This window comes from Streptomyces sp. NPDC058257, from assembly GCF_042881845.1.
Classification (GTDB): domain Bacteria; phylum Actinomycetota; class Actinomycetes; order Streptomycetales; family Streptomycetaceae; genus Streptomyces.
The window spans coordinates 1-20,410 of the sequence record NZ_JBHVXJ010000009.1 but is presented as its reverse complement, the minus strand read 5'-3'; the positions used below and the strand labels follow the sequence as shown (position 1 = coordinate 20,410).

Genomic DNA, 20,410 nt, shown 5'->3' with positions numbered 1-20,410 from the left:
TACGTCGCTGGGAACGACTGCGGCGCCCCACCGCCCCGTCAGAGGTGGTGAGGCGCCGCCGTCAGGCCCGTCAGGCCTAGAAGTCCATGTCACCGGCCGGCTTGGCACCGGGCTCGGGGCGCTGGTTCCGCTCGCCCCTCTCGACGTCCGCCTGCTCGTCCGGCCGCTGGGGCTTCTGCTTGTTGCGCTCCTGCTCGCGGCGGGCGCGGCTCTTGTCCTGGGGGGACTGACGGTTACCCATGATCGATCCTTACTCTTTGTGCACGCACCTTTGCGTGCGGTAACCATTCCAGTGCACCCCCACTCGGGAAAGCTGGCCGATACATGTACTGCCGGACCCCTCCCGACCCTCGACAGTGACCCCTAGGTACCGCCGACCGCCGCCCCCGCCTGGAACGTCCTCCGATACATCTGCGGCGACACCCCGATAGCCGCCTGCAAGTGCTGCCGCAGTGACGTCCCGGTGGCGAATCCGACCTCCGCCGCGACCCGGTCGACCGACAGATCACTGGACTCCAGCAGATGCCGCGCCCGGTGCACCCGCTGCTGGATCAGCCACCGGCCGGGGCTCACACCCGTCTCCTCCTGGAAGCGGCGCGCGAAGGTACGTGGGCTCATCCGGGCGTGCGCGGCCAACTCCCGCAGGGCGAGCGGCCGGTCTAGGCGCTCCAGGGCCCAGGCGCGGGTGGCGGCGGTGCCGGTGACACCCTCGTCCGGGATCGGCTGCTCGATGTACTGGGCCTGGCCACCCTCCCGCCACGGCGGCACGACACAGTGCCGGGCGACCCGGTTGGCGACCGCGCTGCCGTGGTCGGAGCGCACCACGTGCAGGCACACGTCGACCCCGGAGGCGGCGCCCGCGGAGGTCAGCACGTCACCGTCGTCGACGAACAGCACGCCGGGGTCCAGGGGGACGTGCGGAAACATCCGCCGGAAGTGGTCCGCGAGCGCCCAGTGCGTCGTCGCGGGCCGCCCGTCCAGCAGACCGGCGGCGGCGAGCGTGAAGGCCCCCGTGCAGATGGAGACGAGTCGCGTGCCGGGTCTGATCCGGGCGAGCGCGGCGCGCACCGGCTCCGAAAGATCGGCGGTGACGTGTCGCAGGTCGTAAGGCGGCAGGACCACCGTGTCCGCGCTCTCCAGCGCCTCGGGGCCATGCCCGACCGTGATGGTGAAGTCGGCGTCGGTGGCCACCGTGCGGTCGTCGGTCGCCGAGCAGGTCACCACCTCGTACGCCTCTGGGACCAACGGGAAGACGCGGTTCGGGATGCCGAGTTCGAAGGGGTACACGCCGTCGAGCGCGAGGACGACCACGCGGTGCGGGCGGCCGGGCAGGAATTCCATCGAGGCCATGGCACGATCCTATCGCTTAATGGCAATCTTGCCATTGCCGAGGTCAGGCCCTTACCGCAGGCTGGGTCCATGACCACCGACACCGCTTCTCAGCCCGCAGAACCGACCGAGCCGACCGAGCCGACCGAGCCGACCGAGCCGACCATGAAGGCGATCAGCCAGGACACCCTGGGCGACCCCGACGTACTGGAGGAGGTCGAGGTCGCGCGCCCGAAGCCCGGCGTCGGCCAGATCCTCGTCGCCGTGCACGCGGCGGGCGTGAACCCGACCGACTGGAAGCACCGCAGGTTCGGCGCCTTCCTCGGCAAGCCGCCGTTCACGCTCGGGTGGGACGTGTCGGGCGTCGTCGAGGCGGTCGGTATCGGCGTCTCGCTGTTCAAGCCGGGCGACGTGGTGTTCGGGATGCTGCCCTACCCCTACGGGGCCGGTTCGCACGCCGAGTACGTGACCGGTCCCACCCGCGCCTTCGTGCCCAGGCCCGCCGGGCTGAACCACGTCGAGGCGGGCGCGCTTCCGCTGGTGGCGCTGACCGCCTGGCAGGCCCTCGTCGACAACGCCGAGGTCGAGGCCGGTCAGCGGGTGCTGGTGCACGCGGCGGCCGGTGGCGTGGGCCATGTCGCGGTGCAGATCGCCAAGGCGCGCGGAGCGTACGTCATCGGCACGGCCTCCGCCGCCAAGCACGACTTCGTACGCGGACTCGGCGCTGACGAGGTCATCGACTACCGCACCGCCGACTTCGTGCGGGAGGCCGGCGACATCGACGTGGTCCTCGACCCGCTGGGCGGCGACGACCGGCTGCGTTCCCTGGAGGTGCTGCGTCCTGGCGGCATCCTGGTGTCGATCCTGCCGGGCGACTTCGATGAAGTGACCGCGCGCGCGGCCGAGTTGAACGTTCGGGCCACCGACATGCTGGTGGAGCACGACCAGGCGGGCATGGCCGCAATCGCGGAGCTCGTGGAGTCCGGACAACTCCGGGTCCACGTCTCGGGCACGTACGCGCTCGCCGAGGCCGCCAAGGCGCACGCGGAGGGCGAGACGGGGCGCGTCACGGGGAAGCTGGTGCTCACGGTCCGCCCGTAGGGACGGCAGAGCGCATGGGGTGGGGGAAGCGGGTGGCGCCCGCTTCCCCCACCCCATGCGCCCTACGCGTAGAACGCGGGTCGCTCGACCATCTCGACCTCGGTGCGCCCGCCTTCCCGTTGGGACACCACGCCCGCCTCGCACACGGCCGCCGCCGCGTAGCCGTCCCAGGCGCTCGGTCCGGTGATCTCACCCCTGCGGGTGGCATCCACCCAGGCCTGCACCTCGCGGTCGTAGGCGTCCTCGAAACGCTCGACGTAGTCCGGGGGGACGTCGCCTCCCCAGCGGCCGTCGGCACTGATCCGGAGCCCTTGTTCGTCCCCGATGCGTACGGTGCCACGCTCGCAGACCGCCTCGGCCTGCACCTGGTAGCCGTAACCGCAGTGCCCGAAGATCTCCACGTCGACGAGCGCCCCCGACGTGGTCTCGAAGAGGACGAACTGCGGGTCGTTCATGCCGGTCGGGGCGAGCGACGACGCCGTCGGTCTGTGCACGGTGACAGCCGTGATCTCCTGATCGAGCAGCCAGCGCGTCGCGTCCACCTCGTGGGAGACCGAACTGGTGATGAGCATCTCGTCGGTGAAGGCCGGCGGCATCGCCAGGTTGCGATGCCGTTGGTGCAGCATCAGGGCCGCGCCCAGCCCACCGCTCTCGATGAGCCTTTTGAGCTTGACGTACTCGGCGTCGTAGCGCCGCATGAAGCCCACTTGGATGCGCCGACGCCCGAGCCGCTGCTCCGCCTCCAGGATCCGCAGGGCGGACGCCGTGTCCGGAGTCATCGGCTTCTCGCACAGCACCGGCAGGTCTCGGCCGAGGACTTCGATCAGGGCCGACTCGTGCGCGGGACCGGGCGAGGCGATGAGTACGGCATCCACCTCTTGCGACGCGAGGGCGGACGCCGTTTCGGTGTAGGCCGTGCACCCGTCGATCGTGGCGGCGAGGGACTTCGCCCGGTCCGCCTCGATGTCGACGACGGCTGTCACCCGCGCTCCGCTGATGACGTCATGGAGACGGCGTACATGGTCGGCGCCCATCTTCCCGGTGCCGACGACGGCCACACCGAGTCCTCGCTCACTTGGCATGAGTGTGATCTCTCCCCTCCTGGTGCAGGACTCCCCCGCACCTCATCCGCAGCGAGAGAGAACCCTCATTCCACCGCACCGTCAACGCTCAGGACAGCACCTTGCCGGGGTTCAGCACGCCGTGCGGGTCCAGAGCCTGCTTCACGGCGCGCTGCATGGCCATGGCCTCCGGCGTGATCTCCGCGGCGAGGCCCGGGCGTTTGAGCAGGCCCACCCCGTGCTCGCCGGAGACCGTGCCGCCCAGCGCGATGGCGTCGGCGATGATCTCGGCGAAGGCCGCCTGGGCCCTGGTGCGTGCGGCGTCGTCGCCGGGCTGGGTGATCAGCAGCGGGTGCAGGTTGCCGTCGCCCGCGTGCGCGATGTTGGCGATGAGGATGTCGTGCCGGGAAGCGGTCTTCTCGATGCGGCCGAGCATCTCCGGGATGTGCTCCTTGGGCACACAGATATCCTCGGTCAGGACCGGACCCAGACGTTCGAGGGCGGGATAGGCGAGCCGCCGGGCCGCGAACAGGGCGTCGGCCTCGTGCTCGTCCGTGGACCGCTCGGCCCAGGAGGCACCGGCCCCGCGGAAACAATCGACCATGCGCTCGGCCTGGGTCTCGCCGGTCTCGCCCGGCTCGTCGATCCGGCCGAGGAGCACCACATCGGCGTCGAGCGAGAGGCCCATGTTCTTCCAGGCGTCGACGGCACGCAGGCAGTGCCGGTCGATCAGCTCCAGCGCCGACGGGGTCAGCCCCGCGTCGGCCACGGCGCGTACGGCGGCTCCGGCGTCGACGACGGAGCCGAAGTGGCCTGCGACCGTGACCGAGGCCGGCGGCATGGGCCGCAGGCGGACGGTCACCTCCGTGACGATGCCGAGCGTCCCTTCCGAGCCGACGACGAGTCCCGTCAGGTCGTAGCCCGCGACGCCTTTCGCGGTGCGCCTGCCGAGCCGCACTATTTCACCGAGTCCGTTGACCATCTCCAGGGCGAGGACGTAGTCACCGGTGACGCCGTACTTGACGCAGCAGACCCCGCCTGCGTTGGTGGCCACGTTGCCGCCGATGGTCGACCAGGGTGAGCTCGCCGGGTCGGGCGGATACCAGAGCCCGTGCTCGGCCACCGCCGCCCGCAGATGGTCGTTGACGACCCCGGGCTGCACGACCGCGAGACGCTCCAGAGGGTTCACCTCGACGATCTCGTCCATACCGTCGAGCGCCACGACCACGTGTCCCTCGCCCGAGTTGGCGCCCCCGGAAAGGCCGGTGCCCGCTCCGCGGGCGACGACCGGGGTGCGGTGACGGATACAGGCGCGCACCGTGTCGGCGACGTCTTGGGTGCACCTCGCGCGGACGACGGCCGCGGGGCGGCCGCTGGGCGCCCATGCAGCTTGGTCACCGCGGAAGGCCTCGACGCTGTCCGGGTCGGTGAGTACCCGGTCGGCCGGGATGTGCTCGAGGATCGCTCGAACGACCGTGGCGCTCATCGTGTGTCCTCTCGGTGGGCCCGCCCCGGGGCGGGCGTTCCGGTGGCATGCATACCTGTATCCGTCCCCTCGGCGCAGTACCGCCAGGTCGGCGCGGTGCTGCTGATGTCGATCGAAACATGTGGGCGCGGCGATCCGTACGGAGGCAATCACCATCTCTCCGGCCCCTGCCACGGAGAGATCGTCCACAGTGAGCTCCTGGGCCCCATTGCATCATGAGGGGCGCACACGACCGAGAACGGCTGGCTGCGGCTGCTGTCCGAGGCCCCATCGCCCGACGAGATCGACTCACTGCGCCTCGCGCTCATCACGGAGGGCAAAACCCGCCCCAACACACGCTGTCAACGCCTCAACCGGGCCTACGACCTGCTCGGCGAGGTCTGGCGCGGTGCGGACCGGGCCCTGGGCATCCAACTCGCGCCGCGTCTGCACGGCTTGGCGCGCCGACTGGCCTGGCGGGGGCCTAGGCTCCCGCACATGCTCAGACTCGGAGTTCCCGTCATCGGCGTAAGCGACATGCCGCGCGCGGTCGCCTTCTGGACGCAAGCGCTGGACCTGGTCGCCACCGAGGAGTGGAAGAGCGAGGCCTGGCGAACGCTCGACCACGCCGACGGCTCCGGCCGGGCCCTCGGCCTGCAGCACAGCACGTCGCGGGTGGAGCCCCGGCCGCGGCTCCACCTGGACCTGTTCACCGACACCACGGAGGAACAACACACCGAGGTCCGGCGGCTGGTCGCACTGGGTGCACGAGCCGTCGAATGGGACCTGTATCCCCCGGACCCCGACTTCGTCGTTCTCGCCGACCCGGACGGCAACCTCTTCTGTGTGGTCGACCTGAGCCGTGCGCCCAGCGGCAGCAACCGGCCGCCCACCGGTCAGGCACCCCTCCCCTAGCCGCCCTCGGTGGTCGAACCCACAAGGGACGCTGTCGCGCTCCCGAGGGGGATCGTCGGCCCGCGCGGTGGCAGCGACCGAGCCCGTCACTGCCCGGACGGTCCCAGGTGCGCGTGCTCGCCCTGCGCGCCGAACAGGGCGAGCAGCTCCGCCGGTTGGCTGTCGGCGCCGCCGATCCCGCTCGTCCAACGAGCGGCCGAAGCGGAGCGACCCCGCGCTCGGGTGCGGGACACCGGCCCTCCGTCGAGCGGTGCCGACGAGAAGGCCACCCTGCGGGGCTTCCTCGACTGCCTGCGGAACTCGATCGGGGACAAGGCCCCCGCGACCCCCGCGCCGGGGTCCGGCACCGTCGATGCGCTGGGCCCTGGTGCACATGATCGAGGAGACCGGCCGGCACGCGGGCCCCGCGGACATCATCCGCGAACAGATCGACGGCTCCACCGGCCGCTGACAGCGGGTGCGATGAGTCTCGCCGTGTTCGCCGGTCTCTATTCACGACAGCACACCGTCAACCGCACTCGAGGAGAGCACCATGACCGCCACCTACACCTTCGACGTCTTCTCCAGCCTCGACGGCTTCGGCGCCGCCGGCGGCGACTGGACCGGCTACTGGGGCAAGCAGGGCCCCGAGCTCCTCGACCACCGCCTCGCCCTCTACGGCGAGGAGCAGCGGATGGTCTTCGGGGCCAACACCTATCGGGCGTTCGCGCGGATGCTGGCCTCGGGCACCAAGGAGTTCGAGGTGCTCGACCCATGGGTCACACGGATGAGGAGCCTGCCCGCGACAGTAGTGTCGACCACGCTGGAAGGGGCCCTGGACTGGCCGGACGCGAACATCGCGAACGGCGATGCCGTCGACGTAGTCGCTCTGCTCAAGAAGGAGTCCGAGGTGCCGTTGCGCTCGCACGGCAGCCTGTCGATGAACCGGGCACTGATGGCCGCCGGTCTGGTCGACCGCGTCCAGGTCACGCTCTTCCCTGTGATCACCGGGCGGACAGGCCTCGACCCGATCTTCCAGGGTGCGGCCGACTTCGACCTCGAGCTGATCGAGCGCCGGACGCTCGACGGCCACATCCAAGAACTCGTCTACCGGCCTACCCTGCATGTCTGAGCCGACTCACCCCGCGTGAACTGGAGAACAGACTTGAGGATCACGACCCGGACGGCGCGGTACGCCACCGGCAGCGACAGCAAACTCGTCGATATCTACGCCTCGGAGCAGCAGGACGGTCGGTGTGTGCTGCTGTGGCACGGCATGGGGCCCGACGAGCGGGACGTGATGGCGCCGCTCGCTCAAGAGATCGCCCGGTTGGGCCTCACCGTCCTTGTCCCCGACTGGCGTTCGGACCAGGCCGACGAGGGCCGGGCGCATCTCACCGACTCCTTGCGGTTCGGGCGCGACTACGTCCGGGACCTCAGCGGCGAAGACGGGCAGTTGATCCTCGCCGGGTGGTCGGCGGGGGCAGGCGCAGCGATGGTCGCAGCCCTCCAGCCGGAGCTCTTCGAGGGCTGGAGGCCGACCGCGGTGATCGGCATCGCGGGCGGCTACCGCTTCCCGGCACGCACCACGGGCACCGTTCCCCTCCACGCGATCGGCCCGGCGGCGGCACCGGTGCCCGTACGGCTCGTGCACGGCACCGCGGACACGATCGTGCCCGGCGATTCCTCGCGTGAACTGCACGAAGCCCTGCTCTCACACGGCTGGGACTCCGAACTGTCCGAGCCCGCCACGGACCACGCCGGGGTACTGGGCTGTGTCTACGATCCCGGCGCGGGGCGGTGTCTGCCGTCGACCGAGCCCTCCGTGTCGGACCTCGGGCGAGAGACGGCCCGCGTGGTGGCGGGCGCCCTCACTGGAAAGCCGGCATGACTTCCTCGCAGGACGGCGACAGCGTCGGGCAAGTGATGCGCGAGCACGTCAGGGCCAGTCGACGTGCGCTGCTTGCCAGGCTGCCCATCGGCGGCCCGAGTGAGGGATTCGGGACGGCAGGGTCCTGACGCCGGGCAGCCGGGGACAGCCGCAGCCCGGTCCGGTCCTACTCCGGGGCACGTAGGACCAGACCGGGATACAGCGCGTTCTCGTCGGTCAGGACGGGCTGGTTCGCGTTCAGGATCCGCTTGCCCGCGGTGGGGTCGTTGTAGGCCCTCAGGGCCACGTCGCTGAGTGTGTCGCCTTCCTGGACGGTGACGAAACGCGGAAGAAGCCCTTCCTGCCCGGCCGCCACCCGGTCCTCCACCTCCGCGATGCCCGCGACGTTCCCCAGAGCGAGCAGGATCTTCTCCTTCTGCTCCTGCAGGACGGCGTCTCCGGCGACGACGACCCTGAATCCCTCGACGCTGACCCGGAAATGATCGTGTGTCAGGCCCATGCCCTCAAGACGCCCCTTGAGCTGGGCCGCCGCCTTGCCCGGCTCGCTCGCCAGGGGGACCTCGAGTTGATGGCCCGCTTCCCTCGTGAACTCGTACCTCGCCATGTGCCCTCCATGTGTCGCGTCACGAGGTGACCCGGAGCCGTCCTCGTCCTTCGCCTTCTCCCCCCGCCTACCCGCTCAAGCGCCACCTCTCGCTCAAGTGTCACGTGAGCTGACGAACAGGTTCTCACCGGGCGCGAGCTTCATGACGGTCATCACACCGCGAACACGCCGGGTTAAGGTCACCGCGGTGGGACACATGGCGAATATGCCATCTGCGCCATCATTCGACGATCGGTCCTCGTCCCAGCGGTTCCCCTCCCCCGGTGACGAGTCGGAACAGCTGAGGGCCACCGCCGACGCGCTGCGCGAGCAGGTGTCCGAGCTGGAGGTCCAGGCGCGTGCGCGCACGCGGATCGCCCTGGCCGAGGGTGTCCTGGTCGAACGGTATCGACTGGCGAACGCCGAGGCGGCGTTCACGCTGCTGCGCCAGGCGTCCCAGCGGGCCAACATCAAACTGCACCAGCTGGCCGCCGCGGTGGCCAGCACACCAGGACCGGCACCGGGAGCCCAGAGGTGGTTCAGCGGCCGGGCCCAGCATCCGATACCCGACCTGGCCGCGCTCGAGTCCGGCACGCTCGACGCGGCCAACCAGGGCGAGGTACTCGGCGCCGCCCTGCGACGCGTCCTGTCCGTCACCGGCACGGACATGGGAAACGTGCAGTTGGTCGAGGGCGGTGTCCTGCGCATGACGAAACACGCCGGTCTTTCCCGGCAGTTCACCGACTACTTCGCGTTCGTCGACGGGAACACCTCATGCGCCCGGGCCGCCTCCGCCAGTCACCAGGTCACCGTCAAGGAGGTGGCCTCGTCGGCCGGCTTCGACGACGACACGCGGCGGGTGATCCTCACGGCCGGTAGCCGCGCCTGCCACAGCGTCCCGCTGGTCGACGACCAGAACACCGTCCACGGCGTCATCTCCTCCCATCACGCCCGCCCGCTGAACGGCTTCACCCAGAGGCAGCTCCAGGCCCTGCACACCACCGGCCGCGCCCTCGGCACCTGGATCAAATGGCACCAGCACACCGTCCTGCGCGACGCGCTGGAAGACCTCCACCAGCTCGGCCGCGCCTCCCGCCAGTAGCGACGGGGATCAGGGCTGGATCGGCATCTTCCAGCCGTTGGAGGTGGCCGGCTTGCCGGAGAGCCGGTCGGCCGGCCACGAGATGGCTCATTGGCGCCCAGGCCGAACCGGGTGCGGAGGCAGGCCGACGCGAGCCGCGCGAGCGCGGCGGCCCGCTCGGGGTTCTCGTCCGTCGGCACGGCGACGTCGTACCCGCTGATCCCGCCGAGTCCGTGCTCCGCGTCGAACAGACTGAGCAGCGTCTTGGCACCGGGAGCCAGGTGGCAGGGGTCGGCGCGCCGGTGGCGATGCCTTCGCGGTCCATGCGCCCGGTGAGCCGCGGCACGGCGGGCTCGATCGCTTGGCGGGGCCAGCGACACCACCCTGGCGAACTGAACGCTCGGGCGGCCACACTGGGACCATGCAATACGTCGGCCGGGTGCCCGCTCCGCCGCTCGACCGTTTCATCGACGACATCTACTGTCTGACCGGGGTGCCGCGACATCGGCTGATGAACGTTCCGCCGATGCCGTCGGCCCATCTGTTCCTGCACCTGGACGGACCGGTCCGGCTGTGGGACTCCGACCGTTCGGTGCCACCGGTGGTGTTCACGGACGGGTGGTTCATGGGCGTATGGACCAGGCGCTTTGCCTTCGAGTACCCCACGCGTGTGCGGCTCGTCGGGGTGCACTTCAAACCCTGGGGGATGTCGCCGTTCATCGGCATGCCGGCGGCCGAGCTGCGTGACCGGTGGGCGCCGGTGGATGCCGTCTGGCCACGCTCCGCGGACCGGATCCGAAACCGGGTCGGCGGCGCGGCGTCGGCCGCCGAGACGTTGCGGGTACTGGAGGAGGAGCTGCGGTCGAGACTCGCCGAGGCCCCGGCGCGCGGCCTCGGCCTGGTCCAGCACACAGGCGGGCGCCTGGAGACCTCGCACGGCACGATCCCGGTCGGTGCGCTGGCCGATGCCGCCCGGGTCAGTGGCAATCATCTGGCCAACCTCTTCAAGGCTCATGTCGGCGTCACCCCCAAACGGATGGGGCGGATCTACCGCTTTGCGCGGCTGATCGTGTCCGTGGACGCCCTGGGCCCGGTCGACTGGTCGGCGCTCGCCCAGACGGCGGGCTACTTCGACCATGCCCACTTCAGCAGGGAGTTCAAGGACTTCACCGGCCACACCCCGACGGAGTACCTGGCCCTGCTGCGTCGATTTCCCACCGAGCGGCGAGGCCCGCAGGACAGCGGCCCGATGCCCGCCGATTGATTTCTTACATGCCCGGATCCTCTCGGTGCGAAAGGATTACGGCGAACCCGCAAAGAGAGTCCGAGGAGGGCACGTGGGCACTGTGATCCTGCACAGCGTGGTGTCGGTGGACGGCTTCATCGCCGACGAAAAGGGCGAGGTCGGGCCCCTGCACGAGTGGTACTTCAGCGGGGACGTCCCGATCATTACAGGCGGGGACAAGGAGTACGACCATTCCGGAACCGGAGGCGGCATCAAGGTCTCGCGGGCGTCGGCGGACTACGTCCGGTCGACGTGGGAGTCGATCGGCACGATCGTGATGGGCCGCAACCTCTTCGACCAGGTGAACGGCTGGGAGGGCAGACCACCCGCGGGCGATCACGTGGTCGTGGTGTCCCACCGGCCCAAGCCCGAGGGATGGCACCCCGAGGCTTCCTACCATTTCGTCGAAGGCGCGACGGCCGCGATCGGCAGGGCCAAGGAACTCGCCGGGGACCGGATCGTCGCTGTGAACGCCGGCGACGCGGGCGCCCAAATCCTCGCGGCCGGTCTCGTGGACGAGGTAGCGATGGACGTGGTCCCGGTGGTGTTCGGATCGGGCCGACGCTACTTCGGCGGCATCGACGGGCAGCATCTGCTGGAGGATCCGCACGTGGTCATCCAGGGCGACAGGGTGCTGCACCTGAGGTTCAAGGTACGCCGCTAGAGATCATTGACGACTGAGGTCACGGCGGTCGGAGGTCTTGTGCGTCAGGCTGCCACCAGCGCGATGCGTTTGACGGGGACGCGGTCCCGCAGCTCCGGGGCATCCGCCGCGTCCGCCTCCCCGGCGAAGCCGGTGGTCTTCCCCGCGGCGACACCGTCCACCCACACGCCGGGCTGGGGCGGCCGGACGGACGGGGGCGGTCAGGCGGTGAAATCCCCGCTGGCGAGAATCCGGGGCTTATCGGCATTTTCGCCGCTGTTGGCTCGACGGTGCCATCCATAAGCTCGTGGCATCAGCCGCCGACGAGAAGGCTATTCACATGTTCGACGAGATCAACGGCATTAGGGCAGAAGACATCACCCTGCCCACAACCGTGGCCGGAGTTCGTATCCCCAACAGCGAACTGTCCCAGAAATCGGCTGCGTTCGTTCGAAGCGTGTCCTCCGAGACGCTCTTCAACCATGTCATGCGGACGTACGTCTTCAGCTCACTGCTGTTCGATCGACGCGGCGTTCAATACGACTCCGAACTCGCCTTCGTCGCCGCGGCCCTGCATGACCTCGGGCTGGTCAAGGCGTACCAGACCCCAACTGAACGCTTCGAAGTCGACGGCGCCGACGCCGCACAGCGGTTCCTGCGGGAACAGGACATGTCCGCCGATCGAGTGGCGGTCGTCTGGGATGCGATCGCCCTGCACACCAATGTCGGCATCGCGAATCGGAAGAGGCCGGAGATCGCCATGATCTCCGTCGGATCCGGACTGGATTTCGCCGGGAACGATCTTCAGGAAATCCCGTCCGACATTCTCGAGGAAATACTCACCGCCTTCCCCAGGGAGGGCTTCAAGCAGGACGCGCTCGCCAACATGATGGCGCTGTGCCGCACCAAGCCCATGTCGGTACTCATGCATCCCTTCGCCGAGGTCGGCCGCCGCCACATCCCCGATTTCCCGGTGCCCACCGTGGAGGATCTGCTGCTCGCCGCGCCTTTCGAGGAGTGACGGTGAGCGATGCGCCCGCCGGAGCGTCACTCCGGCGGGCGGTGGCTCAGCGCGACAGCACGGTCTTCAGCCACTGCTGGATCTCGGGAGTGACCGGGTCGGTGATGTCGGCGAACTCCTCATGCTTCTTCAGGAACTTGGCCACGTACGGGCAGACCGGCACGATCCGCAGGCCCGACGCTCGAACGTCGGTCAGTGCCTGCTGTACGAGGACCGAGGCCAGGCCCTGCCCTGCGAAGGCGTCGTCGACCTCGGTGTGGAAGAAGACGCGTTGGCCGTCACGGTCGCGGTAAGCCGTGAGGCCCGCGGTCGTACCGTCGACCAGGATTTCGTAACGGTGCCGGGGGTCCACTCGCCGGACGGTCGGAGCGGGAGCTTGCTGGGTCATCGTGTGCCTTTCGGACGGGCCGGATTGGAGCGCGGGGCGATGGTGGCGTTGGGAAGGGCGGGCGCGGGGATGCGCTCTCCGTCATAGCCGTCGACTCGGCCGAACCGGTCGGAGGCGCTCTGCCATGCTTCTCTGGCGTCGACGATGTCCTGGTGCCTGCGGCCGACGAAGTTCCACCACATAGCCGGTGTTTCGCTGCTTTGCGCAGGTCAGAGGCAGCTCGGTCCTCGGGCGGTCACCTGCAGTCCTACCGGCAGGGTCAGAAGGTCTGGGGGACGCGGGCATGGATGCCATGTGGTCCGCCTCGACCGTCAAGGTCATCGGCTCCGGCATCGACGACCCCGACTTCGCCGACAAGCTCAGCCGCCTGATCGGCGACCACGACGTGGAAACCACGTCCACCTCGCACTCGGAGTCCGGGAAGTCGACCTCGGTCAGCATGCGCCAGGAGCGGATCCTGCCCGCCGACGCGATCCGCGCCCTGCCCAAGGGCACCGCGCTCTGCTTCGCCACCGGCATGCGCGCCGCCATGCTCGACCTGCGGCCATGGTACCGAGAGCCAGGGGCGCAGGAGTTGCCCGCGGCATCCGCCCGCGCGTCGAAGGCGATCACCGCCCGCGCCGTGGCCAAGCACGCGCCGACACAGTCCGACTTCGGGAAAGCCGTGTGAGCGAGGCCCATCTGCACCTGGTGCCGGTCCGCTCCCGCCAGGCGAAGGACTTCGTGCGCGCCTGGCACCGCCACCACCCGCCGCCCGCAGGGCAGATCTTCGCCGTCGGCGCCGCCGACGATATGGGCACGCTGCGGGCCGTGGCCATCGTCGGCCGGCCCGTGGCCCGCCACCTCGACGACGGAGCCACTCTCGAAGTCACCCGCACAGCCAGCGACGGCACGCGCAACGCCAACTCCCTGTTGTACGGCGCGTCGTGGCGTGCGGCCAAAGCCCTCGGATACCGGCGCCTGATCACCTTCACCCAGGACGGCGAGAGCGGCGCGTCCCTGCGCGGCGCGGGCTGGCACCTGATCGCCAGCCGCCCGCCCCGGGCCGGATGGCACACCCCCTCCCGCCCCCGCGTCGGCCACGGCAACGACCACGTCGCCCGCTTCCTGTGGCAAGCCCCTTGAACCGCATGCCTGGAGACGACCTGCACACCTACGAATCCGCCGACCTCGACGACATGTCCCCGCGCCAAGCCGTGAACGCCGTAACAGCGGACATCCGCGACCACCACATCACCGTGGACGGCACCGGACTGTTCAACACGACACGGCACATCGGCCTGCTGTGCCACCTGACTGCCAGCCTGGCCGCCGACGCCGAGTACCAGCTCGCCCACAACGTCACCGGCCTACCGCCCGCCAAGACCCTCGGTGCGAGCGCCGGCCACCTCGGGCAGGCCATCGCCCACTACACCCAGGCCCTCGCCCCGCTCATCACCCTCACCACCACAGCGCAGGACACGCTCCAGCAAAAACTCGACTCGCTCGACCATCACAGCCGTCTGCGAGTCCACCTCGATGACGCCGGCCGAGCCCTGGTCGCCGCCCGCACCGCGCTGGAGGTACCGCGGCATCCCGCTGCTGCGAGCACACCCGTTCCGGCACCGCTGCGTGCCCCGGCCGCCCGGCGCCGTGCATGACTACACCGTCCAGCGATGACCTGCTGTTCGATGTGGCCGCCCCACCCACGCCGGTTGAACGGCTGCTGCTGCTCGCAGACCAGTACGTGCAGCACAACGACACACTCGACCGACTCCTGCGGGCCGGTTCGCCGTCCGGGCCCGACGCCCACGCCGCCTCCGCCGAGCACCTTGCTTCCGCGACCCGCGCCGCCATCAAGGCGGTCACCACCGAACGGCTCTTCGAGAGTCACGACGACCCCTATACGCGGGGTCTTACCCATCGGCGTCTGAGCAGGTGGAAGGCACCTCGGTACACTCCACGGCTCCCTAACTGCGGGGCACTGCAGCAGAACGCACGTATCCGGCTCAGCGGCCGATCCGCGGTTCTGTAGGGCAGCAAGGGGAAGGTGTGCCGCGACGCATTCGACATAATCAGCGTGCTGGCCGTGTTCAGTCTGAAGCTGTCTGCTCCTCTCCCGGTCCGCTGGCATATGGCATATCGCGTTGCCGGTACCGGACTGCGTCGAGCGGTCAGGATCGTGAGGAAGCCGCGAAAACCGGCAGGCCCCTATGGGGACACGCTCCGCCGGTCCGGCACCGACAACGCACCATCCCTGGCCAGGAGTCGACAGCGTGACAGTCAGACACTTTGGTCACTCGAGTCATGAGTCAGCCCCCGACCCCGGGACAGCACCGACCTATCGTCTCGCGCCAACTGCGGCGCCGCCCGGTGGGTTGCCAGATTCGGTCGAGCTGTGCCCGCCGATCCGAGGTCGCCAGCATCGCGGGGGCGCACGGGGCTACGGATAGCGCGACGAACAAGTGCGGTATCCGCCAAGCGTCTGGGCCAGGCTGGCCCCGGCCCACGGGGCGATCGCTGCCGCGACGGTGGCGGGCGGGGCCGACAGACCCGAGAGGGTGCCGTAGTGGGTGGCGCCCCAGCGGTCGATGACGGCGGTGGCTTGGAGGAGGGTGAGGTTGCCGTGGACCATGCCGGCCGCGGCTAGGGTCGTGTCCGGTGGGTGGCGTGACGCTCCCGCCACCCACCCACCGGGCCTGCCAGCGATGACCGTGTCACCGGTCATCGCCGTTGTCAGCGGGCGTCGGCCTCCAACGCGGTGGTCCTTCCCGTGGCGAGCATCGCAAAGCAGCGCCGCACGGCGGACACGGGCTCCGGGTCGGCTCAGTACTCAGTATTTCGTCAACCGTCCGGGCCGCTCGAAGTAGAAGCCCCTGGGCCCCTGACGTTCACTGCTCTCGCCAAAGGGTGGGCCCGCCGCGACCCCCTTGACCAGCGCGCTGCCGTTTAGGACGCGCTTGCCGTCGAACCGGTGGCCGGTGAAGCCGAACATATGCGTTCCCCGGCCCAGCCGCAGCAGCCCCAAGGTGACGTGCGTCGCCGAGAGGGGCACACCGTCGGACACCAGCGGGATGGATAGGAAGAGGTTCTTCTTCTCGCGCGCAGCGGGACCGGTCCACAGCGCAACTGTCACCCGGGGCTCGTCCAGGTCGGGGATGCACCCGCGCACGTAGTACGGCTTGGCGACCGGGGTGGTGGTGTAGTGCCACAGCGCATCCGCGACGGCGCACTGCGTACGGAACAGCGAGTCTGGGGAGACAGCTGCTAGCGGTTGACCCATGACGGGCACTTCTGCACCCCTCTGCAGTAGGCGGTGATCACACCGATCTTCCCCTTCGCGCCGGGGGCGGTGTAGCGGCCGTCGTCGGTCTTCTTGGCGTAGCGCACTTTGACCACGAAGTCGACCTGGCGCCCATTATGAAGGGCCGAGCCCCAATACTCGAGGTTGCGCTGCTGATCGGACTTCTTGTCAGGTCTGCCGTCGAGGGCGACATTGATGAGCCTGCACGACGTGATGTTGTGCGGTCTGGAGAGATGGATCCAACCCAGGTCCGAGTTGCCGGTACGCGTGGGGATGCGACGACCGTCCCAGTCCTTCTGCACACACTTCTCGTGGGTGTTCCAGAGCTCTCGCGAGTCCGCGGCGGACGGGACGGCGGCAAAGCCGAGAGCGACAAGAGCAGCGGCGGCGGCGATACTTCTTCTCAACGTTTCTCCTGGACTAGACGCTGGTCACATCAGAGTTGCCAGTCAGAACGAGTGACCATGAGCAAGAACCGAATAACCACCTGATCGAGGGCGTGTCGGCCCTTTCCGTACAGGTGCACTCACCACCGCGCAGCAACTCTCGCCGAGGAACTCCAAGCGGTTCTGCGAGTACTTCACCCACGAGCTCGGCATTTCGCCCGCCGCCGCCCCTCATAGGGCGCTTGACCAGTACCTCGTCGCCGAGCTGGAGTAGGTCGAAGACGGAAGAGCGCGGGTTCGCCGATTCTTGCGGGTGCTTGGGCGGGAACCTGACCGGTGGATGCCGGTTCGGGGAGCCTTCTACACGCGGGTTTGTGCTGAAGACGACTGCGTGGCGGTGGCAGCGAGGGCAATCAGGGCCGCGAGCCCGACCGGAGGCGATGTTCCGTCACCGTTCAGGCAATTGCCTGAACGGCATAGGGTGAGGTGTTTTCATCCTGACGCGGCCGTGAGATGAAGAGCGAGCACGGCCTTGACGATCGCGGTGATGCGATGGGTGCTGCAGCGCAGCTTGCGCAGGAGCCGCCAGTTCTTGAGCGTGGCCATGGCCTGCTCGCCGACGCGGCGGATCTTGGCGTGGGTGGTGTTGTGGCGTCGTTGCCACCGCTTGAGACGGTGCCCCTTGAACGGAACGCGGACGTTGCGGGCCGCGCCCTGATATGCCTAATCGGCCCAGCACTTGAGGCCGGCGTCGGTCAGGGCGTCGATGATGCCGTGGTCGCGTGCCGCTGTCAGGTCATGTTGTCGCGCCGGGCAGTGCGGGCGAAGCCCACAGCAGTCGGCCGGACGGATCGGTCAGCACCTGGACGTTCATGCCGTGGTGCCGCTTCTTGCCGGAGTAGTAGGGCCGATCGGCGGCGATCCGGTCGATCGGCAGCACGGTGCCGTCGAGGAACACGTATGCCTTCGAACGGGCCGTCACCATGGCGTCGTTGAGCGTGGGCGCGAGCGCGGCCAGGACGTCGATCGCTTCGCGTATGTAGCGGTACACGGTGGCGACCCCGATGCCGAATCCGGCCACGAGCTGCGCATACGTATCGCCACACCGCAGATGGGCCAGGGAGAGCAGGGCCTGGCTCCGGGGAGTCGCGACGAGGACCACCGAGCAGCCGAACATCGCGAGCGCCCGAGGTGGTGGACGCCACCGTCCGCTCCGGCTACGCCTCAGCCGCCGCCACCGACTGCCGATCTCCCGGCGCCGCGTGGCCAGCACCCGGCTCAGATGGCGCAGGTGCGCGGTGGACAGGTCGATGGCCGACCGGTAGACAAGCACGCGGAGCTCCTGGAACGACGGTTGATCTTGGTCGACAATTCGTCTACCAGGAGCTTCGCCCTTCCGCAGGCCCATACAACTCCCCGTCACCCTGGGCAGGTTGGAAAAGGCTCAATGTTCGTGGCGCACCATGTGTTCGATTTGTGGTGCGAGTCAGACGCAAGCGTGGGGTGGCCCAGCTGTGACTGAGCAGTTCTGTTGGTTCTGGCCGCGCTTCCGTGACGGCTACGCCAGAGATGCGGTCAGCGTCCAGGTACTCGGGGGCGACGCCCTGCGCCATAGCAATGGCGGGAGGTCAGGCGCGTTGATACTTGGCCATTCGACCTTCAGGGCCTCCGCCCCCGTCACTTGATCGCCGGCGTCCTTCCATCCTCGGATTGCAGGCTGACCGGCACATGAAGCCTGCTGCCGGTAATACGGCGCTGTCAGCCGACATGTCCGAAACAGGCCAGTGGATCGCTTTCTTCGCTTCTGTGGCGATGACAGGACGGCCAGACGGTGCCAGAGTGTGCGCGCACGGTACGTCGTGGGACTCCGGCCGGCCCCGTCCCCGCACCCTGGTGCCCGCCTCCTGTGGCGCCAGGGCCTCGAGAGCACGTCTCACTTCAGCATGCCCCTGCCCGTGATTCCGGGGCGGGGCCGGAGAGGGAACGCGATGGGTTCATGGAAGTGGAACGACCAGGAAAAGCCCACCACCACAGTCGGTGTCCGGGCCACGATGGGCGCCGTCACCATGAAGGACGACCCGCAGGCCATGCAGCGGCCGTACGTCTTCGTGCGTGGCTATGACTCGCGTCTGCACGTCAACTGGTGGGACGGCAAGGCGTGGCACTGGAGCGACCAGGGCACGCCGACCGGGCGCACGGTCATCGAGAAGGTCGGCGCCGTCACCATGCAAAACGACGCCGACGCGCAGCAGCGGCCGTACGTCTTCGTCATCACCGACGACTCGAAGCTGCACGTCAACTGGTGGGACGGCTCCAAGTGGAACTGGAGCGACCAGGGCGCACCCGCCGGGCGCCTGATCCGTGAGGGCGTCGGCGTCATCTCGGCCCGGGACAATCCGAGCGCGGCACAGCGCCCGTACGCCTTCGTCATCACCGACGACTTCCGCCTGTGGGTCAACTGGTGGGACGGCTCCAAGTGGAACTGGAGCGACCAAGGCGCCCCGCCCAACCACACCATCTCCCGGCCCATCGGCGTCACCACGATGAAGAACGACCCCAGCTCCTTCACTCGCCCCTACGCCTTCGTCATCACCGACGACTCCAACGTCTGGGTCAACTGGTGGGACGGCTCCAAGTGGAACTGGAGCGACCAGGGCGCACCCGCCGGGCAGCCGGTCAAGAAGGGCGCGGGCGTCATCAGCGCCCAGAACGACCCGAACGCAGCGGAACGGCCCTATGCCTTCGTCCAGGGCTACGACTCCAAGCTGTACGTCAACTGGTGGGACGGCTCCAAGTGGAACTGGAGCGACCAAGGCGCGCCCAGCGGGCGGCTCATCCTCGACGCCGTCGGCGTGGTCACGATGAAGGACGACCCGAACGCCTTCACCCGTCCCTATGCCTTCGTCATCGCCGACGACTCGAAGCTGTACGTCAACTGGTGGGACGGCAAGGCGTGGCACTGGGCCGCCCAGAACACCCCACCCGGACGCGTCATCGAGCGCCCCGGCGAGGCCCTCACCATGCAGGACAATCCGAACGCCACACAGCGGCCCTACGCGTTCGTCATCACCGATGACTCCGACCTGTGGGTCAACTGGTGGTCGCTGCCCTGAGCTTGAGTTTTAACCTTGGGCCGGCTTACCGGTCCCGTCTCCGTGGTGTGCTCTGCCGGTTCCGCCCGGCTCAGGCGGATGACGAGAGGTTCTGAAACGGCATGGGGTCATCGGGCTGTCCTGCCGGTGTTCTGTAACCTCTTCCTCCGGGGTCCGAGATGTGTGCGGCTCCGGGCGGGTTCCGCTGGAGTGAAGAGCCGAGCGAAGTTCACGACGCGCGTTGGAGCTTCCCGAGCAGCTCCGCGACAAGGCCGCGGACGTACGCCTCATCCGTACCGGGGATCGAGAAGACCACCCGGAAGTAGAGCGGCGCAACGATCCGATCCAAAACCCGCTCCATGGATGGGGGCGCGTCGCCGCGCTCGCGCGCCGCGTCGAGGACGGGGCGGAAGCGCTCGCTGACCCTGCGCAGGCATTCACGCAGTCCGTCGTGCCGCTCGTCGACGTCGGGCGCGACCTCGGCGCGGAAGAACGCGATGCCACCGGGCCGGGAGAGCTCCGCCAGCGTCCAGACCGCCTGATTCTCCAGGTCGGTGCGCAGGTCACCGACGAGCGGGGGCGCGCCGGCGTCGCCGCGGTGCTTGGCGACGTCGGCCAGGAGCGCGGCGACCGTCCCCCAACGCCGGTAGAGAGTGCTGGAGTTGACCCCCGCGCGCTCAGCCACAGCGGGGAGGGTTACCTGGTCGGCGCCGCGCTCACCCACCAGCGCGACCGCGGCGCTGTGCACGGCGGCACGCACGCGGGTGCTACGGCCGCCGGGCCGCTTCGTCGATGCGCCTGCGTTCACCCCTCCACCCTAAAGCAGAGAGTTGCGCCTTAGCGAGCATGGGGCTTACGGTCACACTAAAGCGGAGGTCGCCGCTTTAGTGCTGTGAAGGGAATGCCA

Annotated in this window: 23 protein-coding genes and 5 pseudogenes; 14 read left to right on the top strand and 14 right to left on the bottom strand. The window is 69.0% G+C overall.

Annotated features, from left to right (window positions below; all coding sequences use genetic code 11):
* Window positions 1-76 precede the first annotated feature (76 nt).
* Together ACFVXC_RS21885 and ACFVXC_RS21880 are read right to left on the bottom strand one after the other, a co-directional pair.
* Window positions 77-241 carry a hypothetical protein gene (locus ACFVXC_RS21885; protein WP_389907530.1) on the bottom strand — a complete coding sequence of 55 codons (165 nt, stop codon included), beginning with the start codon at window positions 239-241 and terminating at the stop codon, window positions 77-79.
* Between the two features lie 122 nt (window positions 242-363).
* A complete protein-coding gene (locus ACFVXC_RS21880) occupies window positions 364-1,350 on the bottom strand; it encodes a GlxA family transcriptional regulator (RefSeq protein WP_389907528.1) in 987 nt (328 codons plus the stop codon).
* Between the two features lie 69 nt (window positions 1,351-1,419).
* On the opposite strand from ACFVXC_RS21880, the gene ACFVXC_RS21875 reads away from it, so the two are divergent.
* Window positions 1,420-2,430, top strand: coding sequence for an NADP-dependent oxidoreductase (locus ACFVXC_RS21875; RefSeq protein ID WP_389907526.1), 1,011 nt, complete (start codon window positions 1,420-1,422; stop codon window positions 2,428-2,430).
* Window positions 2,431-2,492: 62 nt separating this feature from the next.
* Here the strand turns inward: ACFVXC_RS21875 and ACFVXC_RS21870 are convergent, their stop codons facing one another.
* Window positions 2,493-3,512: a Gfo/Idh/MocA family protein gene (locus ACFVXC_RS21870; protein ID WP_389907524.1), complete on the bottom strand. Its 1,020-nt coding sequence runs from the start codon at window positions 3,510-3,512 to the stop codon at window positions 2,493-2,495.
* An 88-nt stretch (window positions 3,513-3,600) separates the two neighbouring features.
* Window positions 3,601-4,977, bottom strand: coding sequence for an FAD-binding oxidoreductase (locus tag ACFVXC_RS21865; RefSeq protein WP_389907522.1), 1,377 nt, complete (start codon window positions 4,975-4,977; stop codon window positions 3,601-3,603).
* A gap of 477 nt (window positions 4,978-5,454) precedes the next feature.
* On the opposite strand from ACFVXC_RS21865, the gene ACFVXC_RS21860 reads away from it, so the two are divergent.
* On the top strand, window positions 5,455-5,871 hold the full coding sequence (locus ACFVXC_RS21860) for a VOC family protein (protein ID WP_389907521.1): 417 nt from the start codon (window positions 5,455-5,457) through the stop codon (window positions 5,869-5,871).
* 86 nt (window positions 5,872-5,957) lie between these two features.
* On the opposite strand, the gene ACFVXC_RS21855 is transcribed toward ACFVXC_RS21860, so the two are convergent.
* Window positions 5,958-6,104 carry a hypothetical protein gene (locus tag ACFVXC_RS21855; RefSeq protein ID WP_389907519.1) on the bottom strand — a complete coding sequence of 49 codons (147 nt, stop codon included), beginning with the start codon at window positions 6,102-6,104 and terminating at the stop codon, window positions 5,958-5,960.
* Between the two features lie 80 nt (window positions 6,105-6,184).
* On the opposite strand from ACFVXC_RS21855, the pseudogene ACFVXC_RS21850 reads away from it, so the two are divergent.
* The 3 genes and pseudogenes from ACFVXC_RS21850 to ACFVXC_RS21840 form a co-directional block, all read left to right on the top strand.
* Window positions 6,185-6,322: pseudogene (locus ACFVXC_RS21850) on the top strand (DUF664 domain-containing protein); the annotation flags it as partial.
* A gap of 81 nt (window positions 6,323-6,403) precedes the next feature.
* Complete coding sequence (locus ACFVXC_RS21845; protein ID WP_389907517.1) at window positions 6,404-6,982, top strand: dihydrofolate reductase family protein; 579 nt, start codon at window positions 6,404-6,406, stop codon at window positions 6,980-6,982.
* 33 nt (window positions 6,983-7,015) lie between these two features.
* Window positions 7,016-7,741, top strand: a complete 726-nt coding sequence (locus ACFVXC_RS21840) for an alpha/beta hydrolase (protein ID WP_389907515.1) — start codon at window positions 7,016-7,018, stop codon at window positions 7,739-7,741.
* 166 nt (window positions 7,742-7,907) lie between these two features.
* Here ACFVXC_RS21840 and ACFVXC_RS21835 read toward each other — a convergent pair whose 3' ends face one another.
* On the bottom strand, window positions 7,908-8,345 hold the full coding sequence (locus ACFVXC_RS21835) for a BON domain-containing protein (RefSeq protein WP_389907513.1): 438 nt from the start codon (window positions 8,343-8,345) through the stop codon (window positions 7,908-7,910).
* Between the two features lie 205 nt (window positions 8,346-8,550).
* On the opposite strand from ACFVXC_RS21835, the gene ACFVXC_RS21830 reads away from it, so the two are divergent.
* Entirely contained in the window at window positions 8,551-9,426 is an 876-nt protein-coding gene (locus ACFVXC_RS21830; RefSeq protein WP_389907511.1) for an ANTAR domain-containing protein, read from the top strand.
* A 104-nt stretch (window positions 9,427-9,530) separates the two neighbouring features.
* Here ACFVXC_RS21830 and ACFVXC_RS21825 read toward each other — a convergent pair.
* Window positions 9,531-9,728, bottom strand: a pseudogene (locus ACFVXC_RS21825) (chlorophyllase); the annotation flags it as partial.
* A gap of 98 nt (window positions 9,729-9,826) precedes the next feature.
* Between ACFVXC_RS21825 and ACFVXC_RS21820 the strand changes: the two are divergent.
* The 3 genes from ACFVXC_RS21820 to ACFVXC_RS21810 all read left to right on the top strand — a co-directional run bounded on the left by ACFVXC_RS21820 (window position 9,827) and on the right by ACFVXC_RS21810 (window position 12,354).
* Window positions 9,827-10,669, top strand: coding sequence for a helix-turn-helix domain-containing protein (locus ACFVXC_RS21820; protein ID WP_389907509.1), 843 nt, complete (start codon window positions 9,827-9,829; stop codon window positions 10,667-10,669).
* Window positions 10,670-10,742: 73 nt separating this feature from the next.
* Entirely contained in the window at window positions 10,743-11,354 is a 612-nt protein-coding gene (locus ACFVXC_RS21815) for a dihydrofolate reductase family protein (protein WP_389907508.1), read from the top strand.
* Between the two features lie 319 nt (window positions 11,355-11,673).
* The gene (locus ACFVXC_RS21810; RefSeq protein WP_389907506.1) at window positions 11,674-12,354 is read left to right on the top strand and encodes an HD domain-containing protein; all 681 of its coding nucleotides are present in this window, start codon (window positions 11,674-11,676) and stop codon (window positions 12,352-12,354) included.
* Window positions 12,355-12,400: 46 nt separating this feature from the next.
* Here the strand turns inward: ACFVXC_RS21810 and ACFVXC_RS21805 are convergent, their stop codons facing one another.
* Window positions 12,401-12,742, bottom strand: a complete 342-nt coding sequence (locus ACFVXC_RS21805) for a GNAT family N-acetyltransferase (RefSeq protein WP_389907504.1) — start codon at window positions 12,740-12,742, stop codon at window positions 12,401-12,403.
* Window positions 12,739-12,936 (bottom strand): annotated as a pseudogene (locus tag ACFVXC_RS21800) (pirin family protein); the annotation flags it as partial. The gene ACFVXC_RS21805 and the pseudogene ACFVXC_RS21800, both read right to left, overlap by 4 nt.
* Window positions 12,937-12,981: 45 nt before the next feature.
* On the opposite strand from ACFVXC_RS21800, the pseudogene ACFVXC_RS21795 reads away from it, so the two are divergent.
* The 4 genes and pseudogenes from ACFVXC_RS21795 to ACFVXC_RS21780 form a co-directional block, all read left to right on the top strand.
* Window positions 12,982-13,412: pseudogene (locus tag ACFVXC_RS21795) on the top strand (TraM recognition domain-containing protein); the annotation flags it as partial.
* A complete protein-coding gene (locus ACFVXC_RS21790; RefSeq protein WP_389907502.1) occupies window positions 13,409-13,867 on the top strand; it encodes an XF1762 family protein in 459 nt (152 codons plus the stop codon). The pseudogene ACFVXC_RS21795 and the gene ACFVXC_RS21790, both read left to right, overlap by 4 nt.
* Window positions 13,868-13,872: 5 nt before the next feature.
* On the top strand, window positions 13,873-14,382 hold the full coding sequence (locus tag ACFVXC_RS21785; protein WP_389907500.1) for a hypothetical protein: 510 nt from the start codon (window positions 13,873-13,875) through the stop codon (window positions 14,380-14,382).
* Window positions 14,379-14,756: a hypothetical protein gene (locus ACFVXC_RS21780; protein WP_389907498.1), complete on the top strand. Its 378-nt coding sequence runs from the start codon at window positions 14,379-14,381 to the stop codon at window positions 14,754-14,756. The genes ACFVXC_RS21785 and ACFVXC_RS21780 overlap by 4 nt, the downstream gene beginning before the upstream one ends.
* Before the next feature lie 408 nt (window positions 14,757-15,164).
* On the opposite strand, the gene ACFVXC_RS21775 is transcribed toward ACFVXC_RS21780, so the two are convergent.
* The 4 genes and pseudogenes from ACFVXC_RS21775 to ACFVXC_RS21760 form a co-directional block, all read right to left on the bottom strand.
* On the bottom strand, window positions 15,165-15,356 hold the full coding sequence (locus ACFVXC_RS21775; protein ID WP_389907496.1) for a hypothetical protein: 192 nt from the start codon (window positions 15,354-15,356) through the stop codon (window positions 15,165-15,167).
* Between the two features lie 198 nt (window positions 15,357-15,554).
* Window positions 15,555-16,004, bottom strand: coding sequence for a hypothetical protein (locus ACFVXC_RS21770; RefSeq protein WP_389908047.1), 450 nt, complete (start codon window positions 16,002-16,004; stop codon window positions 15,555-15,557).
* Window positions 15,989-16,432 (bottom strand): hypothetical protein, encoded by a 444-nt coding sequence (locus tag ACFVXC_RS21765; RefSeq protein WP_389907494.1) that lies wholly within the window; start codon window positions 16,430-16,432, stop codon window positions 15,989-15,991. The genes ACFVXC_RS21770 and ACFVXC_RS21765 overlap by 16 nt, the downstream gene beginning before the upstream one ends.
* A 471-nt stretch (window positions 16,433-16,903) precedes the next feature.
* A pseudogene (locus ACFVXC_RS21760) lies at window positions 16,904-17,744 on the bottom strand (transposase family protein).
* Between the two features lie 655 nt (window positions 17,745-18,399).
* On the opposite strand from ACFVXC_RS21760, the gene ACFVXC_RS21755 reads away from it, so the two are divergent.
* Window positions 18,400-19,524, top strand: a complete 1,125-nt coding sequence (locus ACFVXC_RS21755) for a hypothetical protein (RefSeq protein WP_389907492.1) — start codon at window positions 18,400-18,402, stop codon at window positions 19,522-19,524.
* A 208-nt stretch (window positions 19,525-19,732) separates the two neighbouring features.
* Here ACFVXC_RS21755 and ACFVXC_RS21750 read toward each other — a convergent pair whose 3' ends face one another.
* Window positions 19,733-20,311 carry a TetR/AcrR family transcriptional regulator gene (locus tag ACFVXC_RS21750; protein WP_389907490.1) on the bottom strand — a complete coding sequence of 193 codons (579 nt, stop codon included), beginning with the start codon at window positions 20,309-20,311 and terminating at the stop codon, window positions 19,733-19,735.
* Window positions 20,312-20,410 lie beyond the last annotated feature (99 nt).